A 25,542-nucleotide genomic window follows, 5' to 3' on the forward strand; every position below is an offset into this window, starting at 1 on the left:
CGACAAGGCACTCATACACGTTTCCAATATTATTCAAGCTGATTTTGCTCAAAATAATCTACAACACGCTGCTCATTTACAACGTACATTTTATCATTCATTTGCCGCCGTTCAAAGATGATGCTGATACTATCCGATTGAAATACATTAAAGGAGGGATAGTGCATCCGTTTGCCATTTAGTTTCTGGAGTGGGTGAGATTCAAGTTTACCCTTAATACTTTCTATTTTAGCATTGAAAGTAAGTCCTTTCTGAAACAATATTAATTCGTCTCTACTGCCGCTATACAAATTGAGCAGTAAGCCATGTTCTTCGCTTTTATACTGGTGTTCAAAACCCACCAAAGGAGTATCTTCAACAATCACATCAAAATTAGATCCAGCACATCCCCTTAATAAGGCCGATGCAATAATAAATAGCAATAGTTTCATGCTTAATTGATTTAGAGTTAGAACTCTATATAGAACCCAGTTTATGTGTGTTTGTTCAGTTCTTTGTGAAAGGGCACAGTCAGGGGTGGTCTGAAAATACAATACAGGTACTATTTAATAAACTCATTAGAGAGTTTTTGTAATGCTTTACGATACATTCGATTGAAACTACAGGCATTAGGCTGGTTGGGACTACTAAAAAGCCTGCAATCATTCGATTAGCAGGCTTTTGTATTTTTGAGGTGTCAAATGTGGTGTCAATTTATAGGTCATTTGTTAAAAAGAAACTCTTCTAGCTTTTGCGTTCTGTTCAACTTCTTAAGCTCAAGTTCCTTCTTAACCTTCATCATTATCCTCAATGTTTTTACTGACAAATAATTACCACCTTTGTACAATTCTATTACTAAGGGATGTTTAGAGTTTAATTCATTGATAGGAAATATAATTTCAGTCTTTAGCTCTTTAGATTCTTTTTTAAGCTCCTCTAAGTAATGAGACTTTCCAGTACCTCTCGCACTACCTTCTCTATCACTATCTTTGGCAATGTAATTATAGATATATCTGATAACTCTATTCGTATCACCACTTCGATTAATCGTTCCGAATACGAGACTGTCCCTAAAATATATCCTAGTCCACATAAGCTTGATATACCTAGCATAATGAGTGATACCAATATTTTTCTTAATTTTTAAATCTTCAAATAACTTTAAAAGAAAAGGATATATTACATCATACTCTATGAATTCTGCGTCCATCTCGTGACACAATTCATAAACATTGTCATCAATGATCTCAGCACGATATTTCTCTAAGAGTCTCTGTTTCATTTTCGAATCTGCATTGGTAATAAATAATGCTGTGAAGTACTCTTGAAAAGAACGGTGTGAAAAAGTCAAAAACAATCCATCTTCAACAATTATACAAACCGACTGTACTAAATCATTAAGATAATTATCACTATCGAAATCAATATTAATCAGTTCTTTGGCCTTATCTAGATATTTCAAGGCTTCTTGCTTTGAAAATTGCACCTTTCCATCATCATAGGTCTGTATACAAAAAACGCTCAAAATCTTTCCAAAATCCTGAATATCAAGCGAGGTTTCACGTCTGCGCTTGTAAGCTCCTTTCATTGTATCGTGCCTTTGGAACAATGCCTCAAAGGCTTGATTATAAAATACAGTACGTTTGTTTGGAATCTCTGTACTATAACCATATGTTAATAACATAATCGTAAGAAGCAGTGGATTTGAGAGAAAAGATGTATGCTCTTCGTAAAGCCCACTTTCTAAATCTCCTACGAACTTAGTTTTTATCAGTTCATCTGCTGGTAATTTATCAACAAGCAACATACTCTGGTCTTTTGACAGAGGCTGAGTTTTATAGATGGTGAAATTTTGAAGCTCAGCAAGATATCCATCGGGACGTGATGTAATCAAAACACTTGTTAGTGGATATTCTTTACAAATTTCATCTAATTCATTAACTATCTGTTCCCTTTTTTCGGAATTCACCTCATCCAATCCATCTAGGAACAAAATAAATTGGCCAGTTCTAAATGCCTTTTCAATATATTTTTGCCCAAGATTAAGACCAAAACATTCCAAATTAGAAGAAACACTATCCATCAATGACATTTCAGTGCCATCTTCATGACGAAGTTCAATAAAAACAGGAACTTGTTTTTTTTCTTTAAGTGCATCAATTAATAAATATTTAAGAAGTATTGATTTCCCTGCACCTGCGGTACCAGTAATAACTGACTTATTGTTGTGACTAAGTATCGCTCTAAGGTTAACAGTGTTTATATTTATCTTACTTGTACTTATTCCCACTGGTACATAAAATGTATCAAGCCTTTGGGGCTCATCTCTTATGAAGAATGTTTTTGACTTTCCATAACGTTCATTAGGTATCCTTTATATATGGTCTTCAGCTTTTGTTGCATACCTTTTTTAGCACCCATATAAACATCTGCTGATAACTCAAAAATCTCTTTTAAATTAAGGCTAACAAACTCAGCCGCAACTTTATTAATATCAAAATCAGTATTTGTAGATTCGTTCATAGATAATTATTTCTGCAATTTCTATTTTTTGAAAAATAATCATTTTTTTTTCGTTTTATACAAAATTATGATATTATGTTATGATACATCCCAAAATCCTCACTCTTCTCAATTTCCACACTATCAACAGCCAAATGATTTTTACTTAATCCTATCTTATAGAGCCCCTTAATATAATTATACTTAGTGCGTGCTGATATTATTTTTATTTGTATCAATTCATCAAATGAATGAGTTTGCAACAACATAAGAATAGAGTTTATGTAGGTTTCAGATATGCGTGTTTTGTCTTCTTTAGTATCCTTTCCTAAGCATAATCAATAACACCAACCCAACTATTACCCACTTTCCGTTAAAAAATCACTTGTTATTATCAATAATTATTATCATTCATACTATATTTACATTAGTCAATTGAAATCAAACAACTAAACACATAACAGCTTAACCTAATCATGTATTATTGCACTTCCCCTAAACCCACTATAGCGCCAGTGCTTATCGGTGCATCACTACTCATCAGCCACGTTTATATAAGCCCATTGGGGCCAGTACAGCAGCTTTCTGGTTGATTCACAAAGAGATTTATAGCAATTTCATAGCGTTTGAAGCATCGTTATGGTGACAAATGGCCGAACGGTCGCGTTTTATGCTTTGTCATGGTGACAAATGTTAAAAACGCACCGTTTCTTCAAACGTCATCATGACATTTGAAGAAACGACGACGCGCGGCCCAATGTCATCATGACATTTGCCTTCGCGCTGCTGTTTCACCAAACGTCACCATGATTCTGAGAAAAACGATTTGTGCCAGTATCATGGTGATACCAACTTGTAATGCCACAAACATTGTACTATTCATATTAAACCTTTAAAAACTCAAATTATGCTTGAAAAATTAAGATCATCGAGCCGTACCACCGAGGTGGACAGTGTAGGCAGACAAATACTGGATGCCATAAAAAAAGGCGACTGGTCGGCCGACACTCACCTGAGTAGCTTGCAGGTGGAACTTAGCCAAAATTCAGAGGCTTTGAATACGGCCATAAAACGCGATAAGTCAGAATCAGAACTGGACAGTAACGACGACAAGCGCGACACAGATACCAGAGATGTGTTTTACTTCACCAGGGGCTTTTTGCATCATCCTGACGAAGCCACACAGCAAGCTGCTCAGACGGTGCAGGCGGTGCTTGACAAGTACACGCTTGAAATGGTGAGAAAAAGTAATGCGATACAGTCGTCGTTGACTGAGTCTTTATTAAAAGACCTGAAGACAACAGATGTCCAAGCATCTGTTGATGCTCTTTCGGGCCTGAGTGTGTTAATAGCGCGCCTCGAAGATTCGCAAGCGGTTGTTAAGAAGGCCAACCTTACCTACCTGGCCAATAAGGCCAGTGATGAGAACCAGGCCAATGCCACCGAACTTAAGAAGGAGCTACTAAACAACATTAACGATAAGTTGGTGGTGTATTTGCGTGCCATGATACAGGTAGACGAGGCAAGGTATCGTGATTTGTTCGATACCATGGCTCAAATAATAGAAGTCAATAATATTAATGTAAAGAAACGCTCAAATAAAGCTGAGTAAATAATTGTCCACAATGTTTGTTTTCAGAAGTCCATAGGGAAGTTCCTTATGGACTTTTTTGCCTCGTGTTAATTCGTAAAAAAATAGGTTCCTGTTTTGGTATCTATGGCTAAGCGTACCAAAAGGTTTATTTGTACAGATGGAGGTGTGTTTGTAAAGAATTGATTGTGAGTTTGTAGGTTTTGATTAATTATCTGATGTATTCTAAATGGTATTGCACCTTTGTTCTTTTAATGTCAGTTTATTAAAAGGAATGAACTAAGGCGTTTATTCTGTTTTTAGAGAGTCCTGTTATTTCTGCTACGTCGTCAACACTAAGGCCTTTGGCGTGTGCTTTAATGGCTATTTGATCAAGCTTTTCGTCAGCTTCAAGTTTATCAAATAGCACATCAACAACCCAATTAAGGGTTTTTAAAAATTCATCAACATCTTGTTTTTGTGTAAAGTCATATTCACAAAAAGTAGATACATCCTTGTGTAAAATAAGGTAGTAAATGCCTGCTGCAAACCAGGCGTATATAACGTTGAGGTCAATGCGATAGCTGGAAAATACATCTTTGCATTGTTCAAATATAGGTTGCGCCAGTATTTCGCGTTCTATCGATACTTTAGATGTAAATCCAACTTTATCGCCCAATTCCCAAACCAGAAACTGTTGGAACTCTTCATTGGCATAAATTTCTTTAAACTGAGCGCTTAAGAGCTCTTTCATAAAATTTCGATGATCAGAAATTGGATGCTTCGAAATCTCTTTCAGGTTGATCAACCAATGATCCCGTTTTTCGATGTATGCTTTCAAGAGGCCTTCAAAGTCGGTAAAGTGTCGGTAGATAAAAGCCTTATCAACCCCTGACTCTTCTGATATAACATTGATGCTTAACTTAGAGAAGCTCTTTTCTTTAAGTACATTACCAATTGTTTTCATTAAGGCCATTTTTGATGCAATGGCCTTTTTCTCTCTTGAACTTATCATGTCTGAAAAAATATTTTACGAGGTATAAAGGTAATTCAAATGTGTTTTATGTGGCAATTTGGGACTAAATGATTGAAATTTTATATGCTTAGCTCTCAAAGGTTAGAAATTGCTATTGTGCGAAAGTAATAATTATTTTATTTCTTGTATAAGTGAGTTATCGGTTTTGTTTTGTACTATATGGTGTTTTAAAGATTTTTATTAGAATATAAAGAGCAGATATTAAGATAGATAGTGAGTTGAGGATGTGTTTGAGTAATAATTATATCGAACTGAATGGTGCTTTATTGGAAATATGAATTACATTTGTCGCGGATTTTAAAGAGTGATATCAAGCAATAATTTCCCGTATTAACCCCTCCTAATTCCTATTCATATTAACCTAGTTATTGATGAAGTGTATTGTTATGTGTGATCTTTATCGATAACTGATGATTAACAATTTATATTAAATTAAAAATGAAGAAGAATTATTTTTTAATCGGTTTATTATTTGTTGCAAGTGTTTCTATGACGTTTAGTTCTTGCGGAATAGCTGATAAAATTGAAGACGAAGTGAACGATGCCGTTGGGCATATTGGTTACTGGAATACAGAAAGTGTTATTCCAATAAATGAAAATACAAACATTACTATTGAAACGACTTTAGGTTTAGATCTAGCTACATTTGAGTTGTTGTCGAACATACAGGGAGGCACAACAGTAAGTGATATCACTGGAGCTTTATCGGTAAATAATGGCGAACTAACACTAAGCCCAACCGTTATTGGTTATCAGGGAGAAAATGGTTTACTAACATATGTGAATAAAGGTGATGAGAACTGGGCTATGGCTTTGGAAGAGGTTGAAATGGCAGAGTCTGTTACAGCTGCTTATAAGGTAAGTGGCGATGAGATGACTGTTACTTTCGAAGGCGAAGAACCACAGGTTTTTACTCGTCAAATTGACTAAATGATTTTCAAAGGGATGCAGGCGATGCAGATCCTTGAAATCATAAATAGAAATATAGATTCCCGATCCCTCTATATTCCCACAGTAAAAAGTCCATAAGAAATGTTTCTTATGGACTTTTTTGGTGATTTTAAAGCCGTTATTATTTGGATTAACGAATGAATAGTGGCTAACTACATATTTACTTAATGAAAAAAGAGCCACAGGTTTATATCTGCAGCTCTTCATATGTAAAAAATGACACAAATGTGCCAAACACCAAAACTTACTTAACTAATAAGAATTTAAAGGTAACAGGCGTTTGCAGTGTTACTGTATTGTTTGTTGGGTTAAAAAGAATAACCTTTAATTTGGCATCTCCTCCGCCGGCAACGCTTTGAAGGTAAACAGACAGCAAACAACCCTTTAGGTCAACATTTGCTGATGCCAGAAAAAGGTCGCCCATTTCGAAAGGCTTTCCTTCTATAGGAGGAATCTGAAGACTCGCCGGTGATTCCCACGATTGACCCGCCGATATATCACCATTACTTCCTACAGGAATTGTAAAAGTACCATCTGAATCCACACTGGCAGAAATAGGTGGCGATGCAATGGTTATTTGTCCTGCCGTCTCAGTAATTAGAATGCCATCACCCGGTGTAATCTTAGTAGGCACAAAACGACCGCTGGCTGCATCCCCAATTAATATCTGACCATCCACTACATTGGAACCATCAGAACCGGTACCACCATTTGCCACTGGTAAAATATTAGTCACCTTTGATGTTAAATCAACAGTAGCATTTGCGATGTCTTCATTTAAAATTGTTCCATCTAAAATCTCTGCACTTTCGATAGCTCCTGTTGCAATATCACCAGCCACAATAGTCTCATCTAAAATCTCTGATGATTCAACAGCACCGGTCGCAATATCTTGGGCTTGAATTGTTTCGTCAAGTATCTCTGACGTTTCAACGGCACCCGTATTGATGTCCTGTGCTAGAATTGCCTCATCTACAATCTTATGAGTAGTAATGGAGTTATCTGCAATATCATCGGTATAAAAAGCAAACGGAACGGCCATTAATTTGTCGTAGTTAACCTGCTTATACGAGCCATCGTTATTTTTAGATACCTCAACCATTAACCACTGATCGCCGTTAATCCATGGAATATCCAATAACTTGACATAGTCGCCACCCACTGCTGTTCCAAGACCTATCGTCGCTCCAAACATTCCATATTTATCTGTGGTAGTTATATGCTCCTCTTCGTAGTAGGTCACCACCCCCGAAGGACCATCTGTAATTGTAAAGCGAATGCCAATTTCACGCTCAAATAATGGCTTATTAACCACATCAGCACCAACTATTTCATGGTTTTCATCATCAAAGGCAACCGCCTGATAATTAATTCCCTCCAGGTTAGCCACTTTATCCTGTGCCTTTACAGCTAATCCGGCTAATAAGAAAACTGCTATTAAAACTATATATTTATTCATCTCTTCAAATTTATTTTCGTTTGTTTCGTGTAACACGCAATGGTTTTTTGTCGCTCTTGTCCATGCAGAAGAATCAAAACACATTGGTGTCCTACCTTTTTTTAAGCTCGCCAATTACAATGTAAAGGCCACTCCAACAGAAGCACCAAATAATTTATTGGCAGATTCTTGTTCACCACTGGTCTCCAGATTTTGCAAGCCCATCATGTAATTTAAATCGAGGAATAGCGAGATGTGTTCGCTCACCGAATAGTTGACACCTGGGCTGATAAATACACCAAAGTCATTATTACTAATCTGTCCGGATTCTTTGATGTCGTAATGTTCATTGTTAATTACCTGATTAGCTTTTAACAGAAAGGCATAATACCCACTAACAGATGCATGAACTGCAAACTCGCCAAACGAATAATTGTATCCTACTCCCAAACGGGCATCGGCATATCGTAAATCCCATATATAATTTGATGTATCATAAATATAAGAAGCACCTGCTTTACGCATACCTAGTTTTGCAGGGAAAAACAATCCGTTTTCCATTGAGTAACGATAGCCCAATGCATAACTACCTGAATAGGCAGGATTATAATCCTTAATGGCTTCACCTGCACTATTAGTAAAGCTGAAGTTAGTAATGTTTTGAGAAACATCGACTGTAACACTATGTTGTGCCAACGATGCTGTTGATACACCTGCCAGTAAACAAATGCCAACAAGTATTTTATTAATTAATTTCATTGTTAATTTAATTATTAGATAAATAAATGAGTCAAGCTAATAACCAGATTAGTCATAACACAACTGAATATTCAGGTTGGTGACTTCTGCTTATTAAGCTATACCACACCAAGGTTGTATCCATTATAAATACGACATTAATGGATTGCCATACCCCTCTGTGCTTACTTCTTTACAACTTTTGATTTATGTGTGTTTTTACCATCGGAAACGATGACAAAATAAATCCCTGCAGGCCAATTGCTGCAGTTTAACTGGTATTTATTCAATAACGATTGAGTGTTGCTGTAAATCAGCAAACCACTCATGTCAATTACTTTAATATGGGCATTTTTTAATGATGTACCCGCTTTGATATTCAACTCCTGACCAACCGGATTTGGATATACCTGAAGCTCCATTTTAAATGTTGATGACAACTTTTCTACTTCGAATTGTGAGGATTGAATAAAGCCTGGCTTTACACCTGATGTTCTGGATGTACTGTATGGCAATCCGATGGATTGTTGCACGCTAATCTCATCCGTATTTATCGATTTGCCAATTGTGCCGATGGATTGTCGTACAACTGTTTGGGCAAAGCCAAGATTATGCATCATGATAAATGCAATAATAAAAAATGATACTTTTAACATGTTGTGATGTTTAGGTAATTTATAATGCCATTATTACGCAGTATCGTACATTGGGTTACATATGTTTTCTCAATTTTGGCATGAGACAAGGAAGCCGCAAGCCTTTATGAGACAAGGCGCACAACTAACATTTGTTTTTTCAGCCTTATTTTTTAGTTGATAGACACAGCTGAAATAAAAAAGTCAAATATATCAACTGTTATGCAGTTGACTATTCCTCTTAACTTGTGGTTCTGCGTATTAACTGGTTTGCGTATAACGTAAGTTGCTACTTGAGTTATATAATTCGCACTATTTAAGCCAAGTTCCGCCCTTAGGCATGCATAAGTCAATTATGCTAACTTATTTAATACATCTCTTTTTTAACGTGTACTAAATATTGCAATAACATTTACATTATTCTTATCAAAGCAACATCGATTACAAGGTAAGTTGACTATTTTTCAGCTCTGAAGTACTTGAAAAGCTAATTTTGTTGTTTTATTTGCTGTTAGCAAGAAAATGATCTAACTATTATACCTAAACTTCGAGTGTGATAATTGAGATGCAGATGATTACTCTGCTTGCGCATAACGCTAATTAATATTATGAATATTGCATTCGCACAGCTTTGGAGTCAATGCATGCCTTGTTCTCGATGTCTTTTTAATTCTTACAAGTCATGCTTTTGGTGCATCCTTTTTAACGCAAAAAAAACCTGAGGCCTACCAACTCAGGTTTTTTCTCATTCAACTTATAAACAAACACTACCACTCGAAATTCAAATAGTAAAAGTATAAGGCCCATTCACCAGCCAAATACTTATTCTGTAATAATATGCCCGCTGTTAAGCACTCTCGTAACGGATGGTCTTGTCATCAACGCCCAACTTATTAAGGGTCGATAGCGAGGCATCAATCATCGGCTTAGGCCCACACATATAAATGGTGTTGTCTCTTAGGTCTAGCTTCTCAAGTACATTGGTCACAAAGCCTTTTTCGCCCTGCCAGTTATCGTCAAAGGCAATAACAGGGATAAAGTCAAATTTGGCATGTTCTTTTGCCAGGGCTTTAAATTTATCGATGTATATAAGCTCGCTTTCTTTATTTACGCCGTAAATAAGTTTCACTTCTTCTATTTGCTCACGCTTAATGGCATCTTCAACAAGCGGAACAAAAGGGGTAATGCCAATTCCTCCACCAACAAAAATGGCTTTTTTCGATTTTTCGTCAATCACAATCTCATCGCCAAGTGGTCCTTCAAGTACCACGGTCATATCTTCTTTAAAATCGTTAAACAAAATTTCGGAACCATAACCGTTCGGTGCTTTTTTTACGGTAACACCTATGCGCTTGTTCGCTTCATCGTAATGCGACACAGAAAAGGCTCTGAACATTTCAGGTTCATCTTGTATTTTAACAAGAATAAACTGACCAGCTTTAAAGGTTATTGCTTCATCGGGCAGCTGAAAAATAAACTCTTTCACATCTTCTTTAAGTGCCGTAATACGATGAACTTTTGTGATGTATCGCTGACGATTTTCGCCTGCTTCTTTTTTCACATGCTTCGTGATAAATTGAGCCGTGTTTTCATTTGAAAAAGTAAGGATGCCAGCTGGGCAGTTGCCCACACAAGTGGAGCATTTAATACAGTTGTTACTGTCGAGCTGGTTCTTGTCGTTAAAGCTATTATAAGGCGTTAGCTGCATGGGGCACACGCGCGCGCACTTGGCGCATTTATGGCATTGGTTTTCATCAGAGATGGTTACTTTTTCTTCGGTGCTTCGAGTCACTTTTGCTTTTTTACCTGCATAGTGCGACATCTTTTGCATCAAACCCATTGGACATACGTTACACCACATGCGTGGGCTAAACAACAGGCTGAGCGTGGTGCCTACTATTACCACCATCATGTAAGCATTTACAAATACAACACCTGTTTTGTCCCAAAAATTGGCTGTGCCATACGATTCGGCGGCGTGCATTAGTCCCGATCCCATGCGAAAGCCAAACCATGCCAATACAATTAGCGAAAGGGCTGTCCATTGCATAAATTTTGGAATTTTACTGTTGCGACTAAAAGGCAAAAGCAAGGAATCGTAATAGGAGCCATGCGAACAAATGTTACCACACCAATAACGTCCTTTAAAAAAGGAGGCGATCAATAATCCAATCATAATTGGGATGACCAGTAAACCCAGTTTTGGCTCAAACTGCCCTGCAAGAGCCACTACCAGCGTAAAAATAAAGGAGTATTTTCTTACAACAGTAAAAGTTCTCTTCGCTTTTATGTTGTATGCTGGCTTTAGTGTTGAATAATTAATTGTTGGTGCCATAATGAATCGATTGACTTAAATGTTATAAAATTTTTAAAGCAGGAGCCTTGCGATTTTTCAGATGATGAGGATACTGCAAGTAGTTACTTGCTTATAAAAATTTAGGTTTTACCGTTAGCATAATCCAGCCAAAATAGTTGTGTCCTGCTTCGTACAACTCTTTGTTGGCTGCATCTTTATAACCATATACCATTTGGTTTTTAATGTCGGTAATAGCGCCATAGCTAAAACCAGCCTTTAGGTTAATATCGGGCGATAATTGATATACAGTTTTCACATCGAAATACTGACCTAAGTTACCTTTCCAGAATACAGGATTGCCATTTTCGTCTACTTCGCCACCTGTGGGCTTTTTCGTTACTGGGTCAATAGCGGTATGTGCTCTAACATCGCTTGTTAAGTAGGGCAGAAAGAAAGCTGCTTCAACAAAGCCTTTTTTGCTGTAACGGTATTTTGCCTTGATGTAAGGATCGAAATATGCGCCGCTTTTTGTTCCTAACTTGTAACTCTCCTGAAAAACAAAATGATTCATGTTACCACCATAATACGGAAGTATGGCACTATATTGCATGTCAAAAGTGTGGCGCGTATTGTTGTAATCGCCATCGGTATTTTTGTAATCGTGTCCTGATATTATTTCAGCTCCAGCTTTTAACTCCAGCTTTTTATTTAAGGTGCGCAGTCCTGCTTCAAACGAAATAAGGTAGGCCGAAATACTTTTGTATGAATTATCCGAACCGCGGTTAACATCTGTTCCGTGCTGGTAATAGGCCGATGCACGCATTAAAAAGCCGTCCGTGCCTTTTTTACCATAGTTATGTAATAGGTTGATGCCGTGTGTGCCTGTTGCTAACAGATTGTCTTTAGTGGTATCCATTTTGCCCGATAAAGTAGCAATTGCCGCTATATTGGTTTTTTGTCCAAGCATGCGGTGCCAACGAACAAAGTTCATAGTTTTTAGCTTCAGTGGGTCCCAGTCCGAGTTATCGGGTATGCCTTGTCGGTTACCATCGTTGTTGTACGACAAGCCAATTTCCAGCTTGCTTTTGCCGCTCTTCAATTCATACAGTAATCCATCGTAACTCTGTCCTGCTGTTAACCAATCGCGAAAACTTAAAATGCGCATGTCGTCGTAGTTCCACTCCTGACGCCCTACTTTAAGTGATGACTGGTCGTTTATATTTAGTTTAACCCATGCTTCGTATAGCCCGAAAGAACTTGAATTACCAAAGGCTCCAACCTTGTTGACAATGTCGTCGCCGCCCCACATTCGGGCATCTTGCAAGGTAATGCATGTTGAATATCTGTCTTTGCTGTAGTCAAACTTAATGCGTGTGCGTTGATCGAAATAAGCTTTGGCATCTGTGTCTTTCAAAACTGGCACTTTAAAGCCATGATCAACTATGCCTCTGCTTCTTAATTCGCCACTAATGTTTAGTTGTGCAGTGCTTATGGTAACTATACTGCTAAGGAGCAGTGCAATGGTCAGAATTCTTTTGTTCATGTCGTCTGTTTTATGAGGTTACAAAAGTAGATTGTACTCTTATCCCCAGAAAACAAAAAGAGTTGTGATAAAACCTATATAATTGTATAATTTTATATGAATTTTCACACAAAAAATAATAACGCTCTTGGTGCATATGCATCTATTAGCATGGAAACGAGTCAGTAGCACAATGGGTGGTTTTAATTGAAATGCATACTTTTGCAGTCATACAGCAAATAGCAATGGAAGATTTTTTTAATTCATACGAGTGTTTTAAAAACCTGTCGGAAGAAGACATTAAACTTTTTAATGATCAGAAAACACAGGTAACTTATTACAAGGGCGAAACCATTATAAAGCAAGGAGCCTTTGCCGATTATGTTATTTTTGTTAACGATGGTCTTGCCCGAAAGTACAATCAAAAGGGCTTACAAAAACAAATTAACTTACGCCTGATTAAAAAAGGTGATTTTCTGGCCTATTTTACCATTTTCGGTGAAAATATTTATCCCTATTCTGTTGTTGCCTTGAAAGAAACAAAGGTGTGCATGATTGATAAGCTTACGTTTAAGGAGTTGTTGGTTCGAAATCCTTTGTTTGCCCTTGAGATGACCTCGCGCAATTATAAAAGAGAGCACCGTTACCTGGATATAATTTATGATCTGACCTATAAACAGATGCGTGGTAAGTTGGCTTCTGCTTTATTGTATTTATCCTCAGAGCAGTTTCACGATGAAGATGTGTTTGAATACCTCACGCGTCAGGAGATTGCTGATTTTGCCTCCATCACCATAGAAAGTGCCATCAAGTTTATTAAGGAGTTTGAAAAGGAAAACCTGCTAAGTATCGAGAATAAGAAAATTGTAATAAAGAGCACTAAAGGATTGGAAGAGGTAAGCAGGGTTGGTTAGTGTTAGTTTTACAATGCACATTGATTGAAAAAGCACAGCTATCCAAAATCGAAAAAGCAATTGTCTTCGCTATACTCAATTCTTTTTCTATTTTTGACAAACTCAAAAGCAGAACATCAAGGGGAGCTCTGCCAAGCACATCACTATGAATTATTTCGACATTGTTACGGGTATACTTTTAGTACTGGCCATTATAAAAGGTTTTAAAAATGGATTAATCATTGAGCTCGCATCGCTGGCAGCTCTTGTGTTAGGTCTGTATGGCGCTATTGAATTCAGTAGTATAACCGAATCTTATCTGATTGAGTATATCGATTCATCGTATATTGGCATTGTTGCTTTTATTGCCACGTTTGCCCTCATTGTTGTTGGAGTTCATTTGGTGGCTAAAGCCGTTGATAAGCTGGTATCGGCCATAGCACTTGGTATGATAAATCGCGTACTGGGAGCAATTTTTAGTTTGCTGAAATACGCCTTTATCATCAGTGTTATCATTGCTATTTTGGGTAGTTTTGAACGTACCTACAGTGTAATTCCCGAGGATCAGAAAGAGTCGTCTCACTTGTATGAACCACTCAAATCCATTGCTCCAGCTATTTTTCCTTATTTGCAGTTTGATGAGCTTCGAGGGCAAATAGATGAGGCTAAGAAAGGTATTGATATCTAATCCTGATCTGGTTTATATCTTTTTATCATTTTTTGGTAAAGGGATATGTATCGTCGTTATTCAACCGAAACGCCATTGAGTGAATCATTGAAAGCATGCAGTAGCTCGTTGTTATTAACTGGTTTCTCAAAGATGTTGCTAAAGCCCATTTTGCGGTACTTTTCTTTATCGGCATCCGTCAGCTTTTGACTGGTTTGCCCAATAAATGGCACATATATTCCCATTTGTCGAATGCTTGGGATGAATTCATCCAATTCCAAGCCAGGCATTTCCAAATCGAGCAACACAATATGAATATCGTTACGCTTAAGCAGTAATTCACGAGCTGATTTTTGTGTTCGTGCCGATATCAGTGTTATTTTGGTTCGGTCCAATACCTTGCGCATTTGAAGCTGTGCTGTGCTGGTCGCATCAATCAGCAACATCATTTTATTAGGCCAGGTGTAATTTGCCGACATCTCTACTTTAGCACTGGAAAGTTTTTTACTGGCCCCATTGCCATTAACGTTATTGTTTGATGCAATTTTTGAAGTAAGTGGTATGTTGAAATAAAATTCAGAGCCAGTTGTTTGTTCTGATTTCAAACCCATATCACCACCCAAAGCAGCTACCAAACGTTTGCAAATGGATAATCCCAAGCCTGTTCCACCGTAATTTTTCGAAGTGCTTTCATCTGCCTGTCTGAAAGGCTCAAAAATAAATGATTGCTTATCGGCTGGTATGCCAATGCCCGTATCGCGCACAAAAAAGCGTATGCTCTCTGCCTGCAATTCATAACCAAATTCAATAAATCCTTTTTGCGTAAACTTAAAGGCGTTACCCAGTAGATTAATAAATACCTGACGTAGCCTGCGGTGGTCACTTTTTAACTGAAGAGTTTGTCGTTGATCGGGTAGATTAATGTAAAACTTCAAATGCATTTTACGGTCAATAGCCATGCGCTTCTCAAACACAAGGTGTAGCTCCTGAAGTAATTCTATTACATTGAACTCTTCATTTGTTAGGCGTAGTTCGCCGCTTTCTATTTTTGCCAAATCTACAATGTCATTAATCAGCTCCATCAGGTTTTCAGAGCTTTTATTGACAATGTCAATGTATTCTATTTTCTCGGCTTCCGATATGTTATCTTCTTTCAATAGGTTGGTAAAGCCAACAATGGCATTCAAAGGCGTGCGTATTTCATGACTCATATTCGCCAAGAAAGCTGACTTTAATCGATCGGCACCTACCGCTTTTTCTTTGGCAATGAGTAGCTCTTGTTCAGCTTTTTTCTTTTGCGTGTAATCGCGCCCCACTATTAAAATTGACGATAGCTGCGAGTTGCTTGTTTCTGGAGTAATGGTCCAGTCAAATGCTTTAATGGTATCTTCAAAACGATATTCCAATTCAAGGTTGGTGGCCATTTTTGTTTGTAGTACCTCGTTTACTTTAGCTTTTAAGCCGTCAACCAGTTCCTTTGGTAGTTCATGAACTTCGTTGAGCTCTTTATCAATGCACTGAAGGGCGCTTAGCTTAAAGTCATTATAAAAGGCCGAGTTGCAATAGGATAATATTCCATCGTTATCGATGCGTAAAATATGATCAGGCGAATTTTCAGTCAATGCCCTAAATTTTTGTTCGCTACCTTTTAACGAAGCTTCATTGCGTTTCCGTTTTGTAATATTATGGATGGAAACATAATAATGCAGGTTGCCTTCAAGGTTGAGGTTGGTAACATAAATCTCGGCATGAACTATTTCCTTTTGACTATTGATTAGTTGGGTATCGCCCTTATAATCAACGCCATCATTTACTCTTTTAATAGTATGGTAAAAGCGCTCTATAAATTCTTTTGATGGAAAAATATCCTCCACATTTAGTAAGAATATGTCTTCGTGTGTGTGCTGCAACATTTCGCAAGCCGATGTATTGGCATAAACCAACTGCATTTTATCGTTGATGATGAAAATACCATCATTAGTGGCTTCAATTAATTTTCGGTTACGCTCTTCGCTTTCTCGCAGGTGCGACTCGGTATTTTTGACGTGCGTAATATCTTCTCCAATTAGCAAATAAGAGCCTGTTCCTGCGCTTTGCGGTGCAGGTGTTCCTAGAACGCGAAGAATTAACTCGTCGTTGTGTTTACTTTTCATGTGTGCCTCTAAACTGGCAACACCATTTTTATCTATTTCGTTGTAAAATCTTTGTATCTGTTCGTGATCTTCCTTTCCATCAAAATACAATTCACTTAATGATTTCCCTACCAGTTCTTCTTGAGTGTATCCCGACTGGGCAATGGTTGCATTATTGATGTATTCTATTTTTCGCTTACGCACCAATATAATGCCAAGTGGGGCAGATGTTAGTATGTTTTGCAAAAAGCGCTCCTTGTCGGCCAGTTCTTCATTTACTTGTATGAGCTTAAGATGGTTCTCACGTATTTCATTGGTTACTGCTTCGCGCTCAATGGCATTTGCAATAAGTCGTGCTGCCAGTTGTAGTAAGTCGGTTTCGTGGGGCATCCATTCGCGGTTAAAACTACATTCGTCAAATCCAATAAAACCATAGAATTCGTCTTTGACCCACAAAGGATATACGAGTATTGACAAAATGCCCTGATCTGATAATGTGTTTCTTACCTCTTCGGGTAATGTATGTATGTCAGATGCCTGGATACTGCCATCTTCAACAAGCAAACGTCTCCATTCGGTAAAATGGCTGTAGCTTAGGTCTTGTAAATCGGCCTTTGTCGACTGAACACCGTCATTACACCATTCATAGCTGTTTGAGAATAATTCTGAGTTAGTCTGGTTTTCAAAAATATAGATACGACTCACATCGGCAAAGCGGCCTAGCTCAGAAAGCGTTTGATTTACACGTTCTTTAAATGGCACATTAGAAGCTAATAAAGAAGATAGGTATAGCGGAAGATTACCTCCCGAAATCGTTTCATTGTTTTTTGAAACGAATGGCAAGCCCCATGCTCCTTGATACATCCTTTTCATGATGCGCTTGAGTCGTGCATTCTCTGCTAATAACGCTTGTTCTTTGTTAATTTCCACTTTAAAATATGTGATGTGTGTCGATGCGTAATGGTAATAATCTTATGACAAAAATAATTAATTCATAAGCGCTTACGCATTCATTGCTAAACGAAATTTGGCAGTTGGTGTAAAATATTGAACTATTTACCATGTCAGGTCCCATGAGGCTCTCTTTTTATATTCTTTCATTTAAAAGATTTATTGTAAAATGGTTAATTTTAAAATCATTCGTTTATTTTTGAGAAAAATGTTTTTTGGATGGAAAAAAAGAATGGATTAGTAATTAAATCTACTGGTAGTCGCTATATGGTTTTATCTGATGATGGTAAGGTAATTGTTTGTCAGATAAGAGGTAAAATACGCCTGCAGGGTATTAAAAGTACTAATCCTATTTCGGTGGGTGATCATGTGATTTACGAGCAAGAAGAGCAAGAGGGGGTGATAAGTGAAATTAAGGAGCGAAAGAATTATATTATTCGAAAAGCCACTAACCTATCTAAAGAATCACATATTATAGCGGCTAATGTGGATCAGGCGGTATTAATTGTGACCATAAACTATCCAATGACATCGCGAGTTTTTGTTGATCGTTTTATAGCGGCTTCTGAAGCTTATGGTATTCCGGTGACTCTTATTTTTAATAAAACTGATCGCTACGATCCGGAGCATCAAAAAATATTATCGGAATGGCGTGAACTCTATGAAAGCATTGGTTATAAAACACTGGCTGTGTCGGCTAAAAAACAAGCTGATTTAAGCGAAGTGGAAATGCTCTTAAAAGATAAAGTTTCGGTTTTAAGTGGTCATTCGGGTGTTGGTAAATCTACTTTGATTAACCGAATTGAACCTAATCTTAACATTAAAACTGCCGAAATCTCATCGAGTCATCAGTCTGGTAAGCATACAACCACATTTGCCGAAATGCATCCTCTTAAATTTGGAGGTTTTATTATTGATACACCAGGTATTCGTGGTTTTGGATTGATTCACATTGAAAAAGAAGAACTATACCATTATTTCAAAGAAATTTTTGAGTACGCTCAAGATTGTCGCTTTAATAATTGTACACATTACAGCGAACCCAAATGCTCGGTAAAAGAGGCGGTTGAGAATGGACAAATTGCCTATTCACGTTATGAAAGCTACTTGAGTATATTATTGGACCGAAACGAAAAATATAGATAAAGACGATTGCGATCAATCAAGAGCCAATGAAGAAAGCCTTTGTTATAGCGTTTATCAGTATAGCATTTTTGATTGTATCAAATGTCTATTACTACCTAGATACCTATCGTTGGCAGATCGATACGCAAAAGGATATCCTTCTAAAGCAGTCGCTGATGGTTCGCGACAAGCTGAGTCAATTTGCCGATAAAACACATACGGGCATTTCTGTTTTAATAGCTCAAAAAGAACTTGAAAGCTTATTTGTTGACCGCGGTCAATCCATCGAAATTCAAAAGAGGCTGCAGCTCTTGTTCAACGAATTTAGTGAGCACCTAAATGAGTTAACTGTTTATGACACCATGGGCAATGCCTTTGAGTTGAAGCGCTCTGGTAGTGGTACATTCATTTCAGCCTTCACTCATACTGATCAAATAAATATTCGTGAGGCTAAAGTTTTGATAAACCCCCAGGGCACTTGCATTACTTACCTACAGCCTTTGTGGGATGAAGATGAAACAATAGGATATATCAAGTTCGACATGGACTTGGATAAGTTCTTTAATTCTATATTTCATAATTTTCATGTTGAAGACATTCACTATCAGTGGGTAATGAAACCCAATGGAGAAGTTGTTTACAATACACTTCAGCAAAATAAGTTTATTCCTATTTTACCCGATGTAGACCAGCATATTGGTAAAGAAGATTATTTTGCAAAAGTGCATCGCGTTAAAATTAACGGTGAGCAAATAAAGGTGCTAACCATGTTTAGTAAGCTTTATTTTAATAGTGTTGGTTATTATTTGGCTTTTTCAATGCCACAGAATATCATAACAGCGTCTATTGCGCGCTATTCGTTTCTGGTTGGTGGTATTTCGCTTTTTATTATTTGTTTAATTGTATTTGTTTTCAGTATCTATTTGCGCAGAAGTGCCGATGATGAAAAATCATTGAAGAAATCGGAACAAGCACTAAGGAAAATGGTGTATTATATGCCCGTTGGTGTGGTTTTGATGGATAGCAAAAACCGTATCAGACAAGTTAATAAGGCTGCCTTAAAATTATTTTCTTTTGATGATGAAGACCAGTTGGTAGGGCGTATTGCCAGTGACCAAATCTTATTTGAGAACAAAATACGCTTGGATAAAACAACCTATTCGGCCCATTCCAATAAGTACATACTAAAAAGTAAAACCAACGAAGAGTCGGTTGTTTTGCACGAGCAAATTCCATTTCATCTCTTGCGTGAGAAGTATTCTATTCAGGTTTTTGTTGAGGTTTCATCCTTAGAAAAAGAGCGTAAAAGCGAAGAAATGGCCAATAAGGCTAAATCCACTTTTATTGCCAATATCAGCCACGAATTAAGAACGCCGCTTAATGGTATAATTGGTATGACTGATATTTTGTTGTCATCTGAGAAAGATGATAGTGATCGCCACCTCTTGTCGATTGTTAAACGTTCTGCCGACACCCTCCTGTTGCTTATAAATGATATACTTGACTTTTCTAAAATTGAAGCTGGAAGATTTGAGATAGAGGCGATCCCTTTTGATCTGGGTGAAGAAATTGAAAGTACGATACAATCATTTCTGCCTAAGGCAAATGAAAAAGGTTTGAAGCTCACATGGACATCGATGGTAGATTTGCCAGAGCATTATTTAGGCGATCAAATTCGTATCCGACAAGTGCTTAATAATTTGATAAGTAACGCTATAAAGTTTACCGATCATGGTCGTATTCATTTGAGCGTGAAACCCACACGTGGTATAAATGGATCCCCTGCCATACAATTTTCGCTTAAGGATACAGGCATAGGTATTAAGGTAGATAAGTTATCTTCAATATTTCAATCTTTTTCACAGGAAGATGAGAGTACAACACGTAAGTATGGCGGTAGTGGTTTAGGTATTACCATATCTAAGCAGTTGGTAAATATGATGGGTGGCGAAATATGGGTGAACAGCCCATCTGGTTTGTCAAAAGATAGTGATGCTCCGGGCGCTGAGTTTGCTTTTATAATCCCATACCGAACTAAGACTCATAACAAAAGCTTTAATTACAATCATATTGGCTCATTGAAAAAAGTAAGAGCTTTTGTTATATCGGATGAGCCCTTGCAGGTGCGTATTTTGATGAAAAACCTGGCATCCTTGCATATCGATTATAAGGTTCTGCCGCCTTCCAATGAATCGATTGATATTATCAGAACCGATAGTAAACACCATCTATTAATTGTTGATCATCGTCCTGATTTTAACGGATTGGAGTTTTTGCAGAATGTTTATAATCATCGCTTGCACAGGCGTATGCCTATTATTATGCAAAGTTCGGATTTCGAACCTTCTAATACATCGTTGGCTAAGAAACTAGGGGCTGATATTTACCTGCGCAAACCTGTCGAATTAAAAACACTAAGGGAGTATATAATAACTTTCTTTCCTAAAATACAGGATAAAAAACCAGTACTCTTGGGGGTAAACCGATCCAGCAATTTAAAAGTATTGGTTGCTGAAGATAATGTTTTGAATCAGCGTGTGGCTAAAAGCCTTTTTAGTAAAATGGGTTATAAAATTGACATAGCCAATAATGGTTTAGAAGCTATTAATAAGATTAATCAGACTCAATACGACATCGTTTTTATGGATGTTTTAATGCCTGAAATGGATGGTATTGAAGCTATTCAAAAACTTCGATCGGGTAATAAAACATGCCCGGTAATTGCAATGACTGCTAGTGTTGAGGAGAGTGAACGCGATAGAGTTTTGGATGCTGGTATGGATGATTTCATAACCAAGCCAACCAAAGCCGAGGATCTTTCTCGTATGATTGCGAAATGGTGTCATGTTTAACAGCTCTAACAATAATTACAAAAGCAACACGTTTCCAGTTATATACTTCTAACAGAATAGAAAATGAGCTTTTATACACACAAGCGTATCTGGAAATTATTCCTCCTCATAGGAGCCATTACCATTGGCTTTTTTACCTTGGTTTATACCGATGATTTAACAAACGAGTTAAAAGAGGAAGAGCGCAAAAGTGTTGAAATATGGATTCAGGCCATAAAGCAAATTACTCAAAGTGGAACGGGTGAAGATGAATTGGGTTTAACGCTTGAAATCATTAGTCAGAATACCACTATCCCAATTATAATTGTTGAAGCAGATTCAAGCATTAACTCTCATCGTAACATAGATTTGCCACAAAAAGAGCAAGATGCTGCTCTTCAGAAAGAATTGCAGAGGTTAATGGAGAAAACAGAACCTCTAATTATTGATTTGGGCGAAAATGAGATTCAGTATTTGTATTACGATGATTCAATACTGATCAAAAAGCTAGGATGGTTTCCTATTGTGCAGCTGTCTATCGTCGCTCTATTTATTATTATTGCCTACATCGCTTTTAATGGGGCTCGTAAGGCAGAACAAGATCAGGTGTGGGTTGGTATGTCAAAAGAAACAGCTCATCAGCTTGGTACGCCAACGTCATCGTTGTTAGGCTGGGTCGATCTGCTTAAGCTTAAAGAGGGGAATGAAGACATTACAACTGAGCTTGAAAAGGATGTGGAGCGATTGCAGGTAATTACTGATCGTTTTTCAAAGATCGGTTCTAAGCCAGAGTTAAAAGAGCAGCCATTGATACTTACAATAAATGAGATTGTTGATTATTTAAGTAGGCGAACGGCTTCGAATATCAACATTTCGGTGGATGCTGGCGATGTGCCTTATTTAATGGTAAATATTAATAAGGTACTTTTTCAGTGGGTAATAGAGAATATCTGTAAAAATGCTGTTGATGCTATTGGTGGAGAAGGTTCAATTATTATTAAAATACATCGCAATAATGGGCACGTGCATATTGATATAAAAGATACAGGCAAAGGACTAAATAGAAATCAGTTTGCTACAGTGTTTAAGCCTGGCTACACAACCAAGTTACGAGGTTGGGGACTTGGCTTATCATTAGCTAAGCGTATTGTTCAGGGTTATCATGGAGGTAAGTTGTTTGTTAAAGAATCCGAAATTGGTAAGGGAACAACCTTTAGAATAACTCTGCCAAAAGCTTGATGTTTCATCACTTATTAAAAATAGACAAGGAAAAAAGAGTGCTTTTCTTTTCTCACGTTGGTTTATTTTATACTTTTGCACAGTTTTTAGAAAGGGAAATGTGGACAGATTGAGAAACTACGGCATTTCGTTCAAAGGATTAAAAGAAGGTAAACACCTGTTTAACTATGAGATAGGTGCTGAATTTTTCGAATTGTTTGAACAGCCATTAATCGAAAAAGGAAAGTTGATAGCTGATGTAGAGCTGAATAAAAGTTCTGCCTTATTAACATTAACCTTTAAAGTTAAAGGTGAGGTTGAGACCGTTTGTGACAATTGCTTGGAAACTTTAACTCTTCCTGTTGAAAATGAATCGCTAATGTACATTAAGTTTGGCGAGGAATATGATGAACCAACAGATGAGATTATAGTTTTACCGCACGAAGAGAATGAAATCAATGTAGCACAATTGATTTATGAGTTTATTTGTGTTGTTTTGCCAATTAGGCATGTACACCCCGAAAATGAAGATGGCAGCGTAACCTGTAATGCTGAAATGCTGAATCAATTGGATAATTATTTGGTTGAGGAAAGAACGGAAGAGGAGCAGGCCGATGATATAGATCCGCGTTGGGCGGCTCTGAAAAATTTAGTAGATAAATCAAGTAAATAGGTTGAAAAATGGCACATCCTAAACGAAAGATCTCGAAAACGAGAAGAGACAAGAGAAGAACACACTACAAAGCAGTAGCACCTGCATTGGGAGTATGTTCAAACTGTGGCGCTACAGTGAAGTTGCATACAGTTTGTGGCGAGTGCGGATATTACCGTGGAAAATTAGCTGTTGAAAAAGATGTAACAGCATAATTTATTGAATTCGCATTCAATAAAATTTGCCCTCAAAGAAATTTGAGGGCAAATTTTGTTTTTGGGCATTTGAATTATTCGTTTGGATAATATGGCTGTTTTCTTACATTTGTAGTTGCCCAAACCAAACGTTAATAAGTCTATTAGCTTAGTTTAAAATCAAATATTTTTGTCGTAAGTGACATGTGTGGTGTTATTTACGATGTATTGAAAATATAGGAAACAGGAAAAAGTAATTCATTAAAGGAGTTTAATTATTCATTTTTTAATGTTTCCATGTACTTGTGCTGTTGTTGAAGAATAGCATGTGCAAGAAAAAAATAGAAAGTCAAATGAAAACAACCAATGCAGTAATTACAGCAGTTGGGGGGTATGCACCTGACTATATTCTTGACAATCAAGAATTGAGCACTATGGTGGATACCACCGACGAGTGGATCATGACCCGAGTGGGTATTAAGGAACGACACATTCAAAAGGGCGAAGGACTTGGTGCTTCGGACATGGGTGTTGAAGCAATTAAAGATATTTTCAGAAAAACAGGTGTAAAGCCTGAGGAAATTGATTTGGTAATTTGTACAACTGTTACTCCTGATCATCCGTTCCCTGCAACAGCTAATATTATTGCTGATAAATGTGGCATAAAAAATGGCCATGGTTTTGACTTAAATGGCGCATGTTCTGGTTTCTTATACGGATTAGATACGGCTACTCAGTTTATAAAAGCTGGTACTAAAAAGAAAATTATAGTTGTTGGTGCTGAAAAAATGTCGTCGATAGTTGATTACACTGATCGTACCACATGTGTACTTTTTGGTGATGCAGCAGCGGCAGTTTTGGTTGAACCAACTGAAGAAGAGATTGGTGTTCGTGATAGTATTTTGCGTAGTGATGGTTTTGGTCGTGTACATTTACACATGAAAGCGGGTGGATCTGTTATGCCTGCATCGCACGAAACGGTGGATAATAAACTACACACAGTTTACCAAGAGGGGCAACCTGTATTTAAAAATGCTGTATCTAAAATGGCTGACGTTTCAGTTGAGATTATGGAGCGCAACAACCTTACAGCTGATGATGTTTCATGGCTTGTGCCGCACCAAGCTAATTTGCGTATCATTGGTGCAACAGGCGATCGTATGAATTTACCAAAAGAAAAAGTGATGGTAAATATTGAGCGATATGGTAATACGACATCGGCAACTATTCCGCTTTGCTTGTGGGAGTGGGAAAAGAATTTGAAAAAGGGAGATAATATTATTTTGGCGGCATTCGGTGCTGGATTTACCTGGGGTTCTATTTATATTAAATGGGGCTACGATACCAAATAATAACAATATTATAGATGGAATAAAGGGAGAGACAAATGAATTGTCTCTCCCTTTTTTTTGTCAAGTCAAAAGATGTTGAGATTGTTATGATGAACTGTTAGTCGATAATGCAATGCTGCATCAAAGCAATTAGCAAGTTATGCACAAAAAAAGAGGCTATCTCAAATAATGAAACAGCCTCTTTTGTATTCTTAACGATATTCAACTTAAACAGTTAAAATATCTTTTTCTTTAGCTTCAAACATAACGTCCACTTTCTTTGAGTAGTCGTTTGTGATATTCTGTACTTCGGCTTCTGCATCTTTTTCAAGATCTTCAGATAAACCTTCCTTTTTTAATTTTTTTAATTCTTCGTTACAGTCACGACGGGTGTTGCGGAAGCTTATTTTAGCATCTTCACACTCCGCTTTTGCTTGTTTAACAAGGTCTTTACGACGTTCTTCTGTTAACGGAGGAATGTTAATGCGAATAAGGTCACCGTTGTTATCTGGGTTTAAGCCCAAGTTGGCTCCCATAATTGCTTTTTCAATCTCACCAATTAATTGTTTTTCCCATGGCTGAATGGCAATGGTGCGAGGGTCAGGAGTACTAAGGTTGGCAACTTGTGAAAGTGGCGTCATGCTACCGTAATAATCTACTAAAACACCCTCAAGCATTTTTGTGTTAGCTTTACCTGCACGAATCTTACCTAGTTCGTTGTCAAGGTGTTCAATTCCTTTCGCCATTCTTTCTTTGGCATCGTCCAATATCAAATCTACTTCTTCTTGCATGGTCAGAATATATGATTGTTTTTAACCTGTTCTTTTACAAAAATAGAAAACTTTACATGAAAATGAAAAAACAGTACTAAGCAGTTGCCA

21 protein-coding genes are annotated in these 25,542 nt (G+C 37.3%); 10 read left to right on the forward strand and 11 right to left on the reverse strand.

The features are described from left to right. Nucleotides 1-29 precede the first annotated feature (29 nt). The 3 genes from FNN09_RS01220 to FNN09_RS01230 all read right to left on the reverse strand — a co-directional run bounded on the left by FNN09_RS01220 (nucleotide 30) and on the right by FNN09_RS01230 (nucleotide 2,502). Nucleotides 30-431, reverse strand: coding sequence for a hypothetical protein (locus FNN09_RS01220; RefSeq protein WP_143299643.1), 402 nt, complete (start codon nucleotides 429-431; stop codon nucleotides 30-32). Nucleotides 432-700: 269 nt separating this feature from the next. Then, the gene (locus FNN09_RS01225; RefSeq protein ID WP_185968809.1) at nucleotides 701-2,269 is read right to left on the reverse strand and encodes an NACHT domain-containing NTPase; all 1,569 of its coding nucleotides are present in this window, start codon (nucleotides 2,267-2,269) and stop codon (nucleotides 701-703) included. A 38-nt stretch (nucleotides 2,270-2,307) separates the two neighbouring features. Beyond that, nucleotides 2,308-2,502 (reverse strand): hypothetical protein, encoded by a 195-nt coding sequence (locus FNN09_RS01230; RefSeq protein ID WP_143299645.1) that lies wholly within the window; start codon nucleotides 2,500-2,502, stop codon nucleotides 2,308-2,310. Nucleotides 2,503-3,388: 886 nt separating this feature from the next. Here FNN09_RS01230 and FNN09_RS01235 point away from each other — a divergent pair. After that, nucleotides 3,389-4,093, forward strand: a complete 705-nt coding sequence (locus tag FNN09_RS01235) for a DUF6261 family protein (protein ID WP_143299646.1) — start codon at nucleotides 3,389-3,391, stop codon at nucleotides 4,091-4,093. Between the two features lie 244 nt (nucleotides 4,094-4,337). On the opposite strand, the gene FNN09_RS01240 is transcribed toward FNN09_RS01235, so the two are convergent. Then, nucleotides 4,338-5,066, reverse strand: coding sequence for a TetR/AcrR family transcriptional regulator (locus FNN09_RS01240; protein ID WP_143299647.1), 729 nt, complete (start codon nucleotides 5,064-5,066; stop codon nucleotides 4,338-4,340). A gap of 459 nt (nucleotides 5,067-5,525) precedes the next feature. Here FNN09_RS01240 and FNN09_RS01245 point away from each other — a divergent pair, with 459 nt between their 5' ends. Next, nucleotides 5,526-6,017 (forward strand): hypothetical protein, encoded by a 492-nt coding sequence (locus FNN09_RS01245; RefSeq protein ID WP_143299648.1) that lies wholly within the window; start codon nucleotides 5,526-5,528, stop codon nucleotides 6,015-6,017. Between the two features lie 265 nt (nucleotides 6,018-6,282). Here the strand turns inward: FNN09_RS01245 and FNN09_RS01250 are convergent, their stop codons facing one another. The 5 genes from FNN09_RS01250 to FNN09_RS01270 all read right to left on the reverse strand — a co-directional run bounded on the left by FNN09_RS01250 (nucleotide 6,283) and on the right by FNN09_RS01270 (nucleotide 12,688). Continuing rightward, nucleotides 6,283-7,497: a hypothetical protein gene (locus FNN09_RS01250; RefSeq protein WP_143299649.1), complete on the reverse strand. Its 1,215-nt coding sequence runs from the start codon at nucleotides 7,495-7,497 to the stop codon at nucleotides 6,283-6,285. Between the two features lie 114 nt (nucleotides 7,498-7,611). Next, nucleotides 7,612-8,235 (reverse strand): outer membrane beta-barrel protein, encoded by a 624-nt coding sequence (locus FNN09_RS01255; protein ID WP_143299650.1) that lies wholly within the window; start codon nucleotides 8,233-8,235, stop codon nucleotides 7,612-7,614. A 164-nt stretch (nucleotides 8,236-8,399) separates the two neighbouring features. After that, the gene (locus tag FNN09_RS01260; RefSeq protein ID WP_143299651.1) at nucleotides 8,400-8,870 is read right to left on the reverse strand and encodes a T9SS type A sorting domain-containing protein; all 471 of its coding nucleotides are present in this window, start codon (nucleotides 8,868-8,870) and stop codon (nucleotides 8,400-8,402) included. Between the two features lie 826 nt (nucleotides 8,871-9,696). After that, the gene (locus FNN09_RS01265) at nucleotides 9,697-11,184 is read right to left on the reverse strand and encodes a 4Fe-4S binding protein (RefSeq protein WP_143299652.1); all 1,488 of its coding nucleotides are present in this window, start codon (nucleotides 11,182-11,184) and stop codon (nucleotides 9,697-9,699) included. 91 nt (nucleotides 11,185-11,275) lie between these two features. Further along, nucleotides 11,276-12,688: an alginate export family protein gene (locus FNN09_RS01270; RefSeq protein WP_143299653.1), complete on the reverse strand. Its 1,413-nt coding sequence runs from the start codon at nucleotides 12,686-12,688 to the stop codon at nucleotides 11,276-11,278. A 224-nt stretch (nucleotides 12,689-12,912) separates the two neighbouring features. On the opposite strand from FNN09_RS01270, the gene FNN09_RS01275 reads away from it, so the two are divergent. Both FNN09_RS01275 and FNN09_RS01280 read left to right on the forward strand, forming a co-directional pair. Continuing rightward, nucleotides 12,913-13,581, forward strand: a complete 669-nt coding sequence (locus FNN09_RS01275; protein ID WP_143299654.1) for a Crp/Fnr family transcriptional regulator — start codon at nucleotides 12,913-12,915, stop codon at nucleotides 13,579-13,581. 145 nt (nucleotides 13,582-13,726) lie between these two features. Then, a complete protein-coding gene (locus FNN09_RS01280) occupies nucleotides 13,727-14,248 on the forward strand; it encodes a CvpA family protein (RefSeq protein WP_143299655.1) in 522 nt (173 codons plus the stop codon). Nucleotides 14,249-14,304: 56 nt separating this feature from the next. Here FNN09_RS01280 and FNN09_RS01285 read toward each other — a convergent pair whose 3' ends face one another. Next, nucleotides 14,305-17,289 carry a PAS domain S-box protein gene (locus tag FNN09_RS01285; RefSeq protein WP_143299656.1) on the reverse strand — a complete coding sequence of 995 codons (2,985 nt, stop codon included), beginning with the start codon at nucleotides 17,287-17,289 and terminating at the stop codon, nucleotides 14,305-14,307. 240 nt (nucleotides 17,290-17,529) lie between these two features. Between FNN09_RS01285 and rsgA the strand changes: the two genes are divergently transcribed. The 6 genes from rsgA (at nucleotide 17,530) to FNN09_RS01315 (ending at nucleotide 24,682) form a co-directional block, all read left to right on the forward strand. After that, complete coding sequence (gene rsgA, locus FNN09_RS01290) at nucleotides 17,530-18,456, forward strand: ribosome small subunit-dependent GTPase A (RefSeq protein ID WP_143299657.1); 927 nt, start codon at nucleotides 17,530-17,532, stop codon at nucleotides 18,454-18,456. Between the two features lie 26 nt (nucleotides 18,457-18,482). Beyond that, nucleotides 18,483-21,287 (forward strand): response regulator, encoded by a 2,805-nt coding sequence (locus tag FNN09_RS01295; RefSeq protein ID WP_143299658.1) that lies wholly within the window; start codon nucleotides 18,483-18,485, stop codon nucleotides 21,285-21,287. A gap of 63 nt (nucleotides 21,288-21,350) precedes the next feature. After that, nucleotides 21,351-22,505 carry a HAMP domain-containing sensor histidine kinase gene (locus FNN09_RS01300; RefSeq protein ID WP_143299659.1) on the forward strand — a complete coding sequence of 385 codons (1,155 nt, stop codon included), beginning with the start codon at nucleotides 21,351-21,353 and terminating at the stop codon, nucleotides 22,503-22,505. 100 nt (nucleotides 22,506-22,605) lie between these two features. Beyond that, nucleotides 22,606-23,157: a DUF177 domain-containing protein gene (locus FNN09_RS01305; RefSeq protein WP_143299660.1), complete on the forward strand. Its 552-nt coding sequence runs from the start codon at nucleotides 22,606-22,608 to the stop codon at nucleotides 23,155-23,157. A gap of 8 nt (nucleotides 23,158-23,165) precedes the next feature. Then, a complete protein-coding gene (gene rpmF, locus FNN09_RS01310; protein WP_143299661.1) occupies nucleotides 23,166-23,351 on the forward strand; it encodes a 50S ribosomal protein L32 in 186 nt (61 codons plus the stop codon). 332 nt (nucleotides 23,352-23,683) lie between these two features. After that, nucleotides 23,684-24,682: a beta-ketoacyl-ACP synthase III gene (locus tag FNN09_RS01315; RefSeq protein WP_143299662.1), complete on the forward strand. Its 999-nt coding sequence runs from the start codon at nucleotides 23,684-23,686 to the stop codon at nucleotides 24,680-24,682. A 206-nt stretch (nucleotides 24,683-24,888) separates the two neighbouring features. On the opposite strand, the gene frr is transcribed toward FNN09_RS01315, so the two are convergent. Continuing rightward, complete coding sequence (gene frr, locus FNN09_RS01320; RefSeq protein ID WP_143299663.1) at nucleotides 24,889-25,452, reverse strand: ribosome recycling factor; 564 nt, start codon at nucleotides 25,450-25,452, stop codon at nucleotides 24,889-24,891. Nucleotides 25,453-25,542: the final 90 nt, after the last annotated feature.

Origin of the sequence: Carboxylicivirga sp. M1479 (assembly GCF_007097485.1) — a bacterium.
In the GTDB taxonomy this organism is placed as follows: Bacteria; Bacteroidota; Bacteroidia; order Bacteroidales; family Marinilabiliaceae; genus Carboxylicivirga.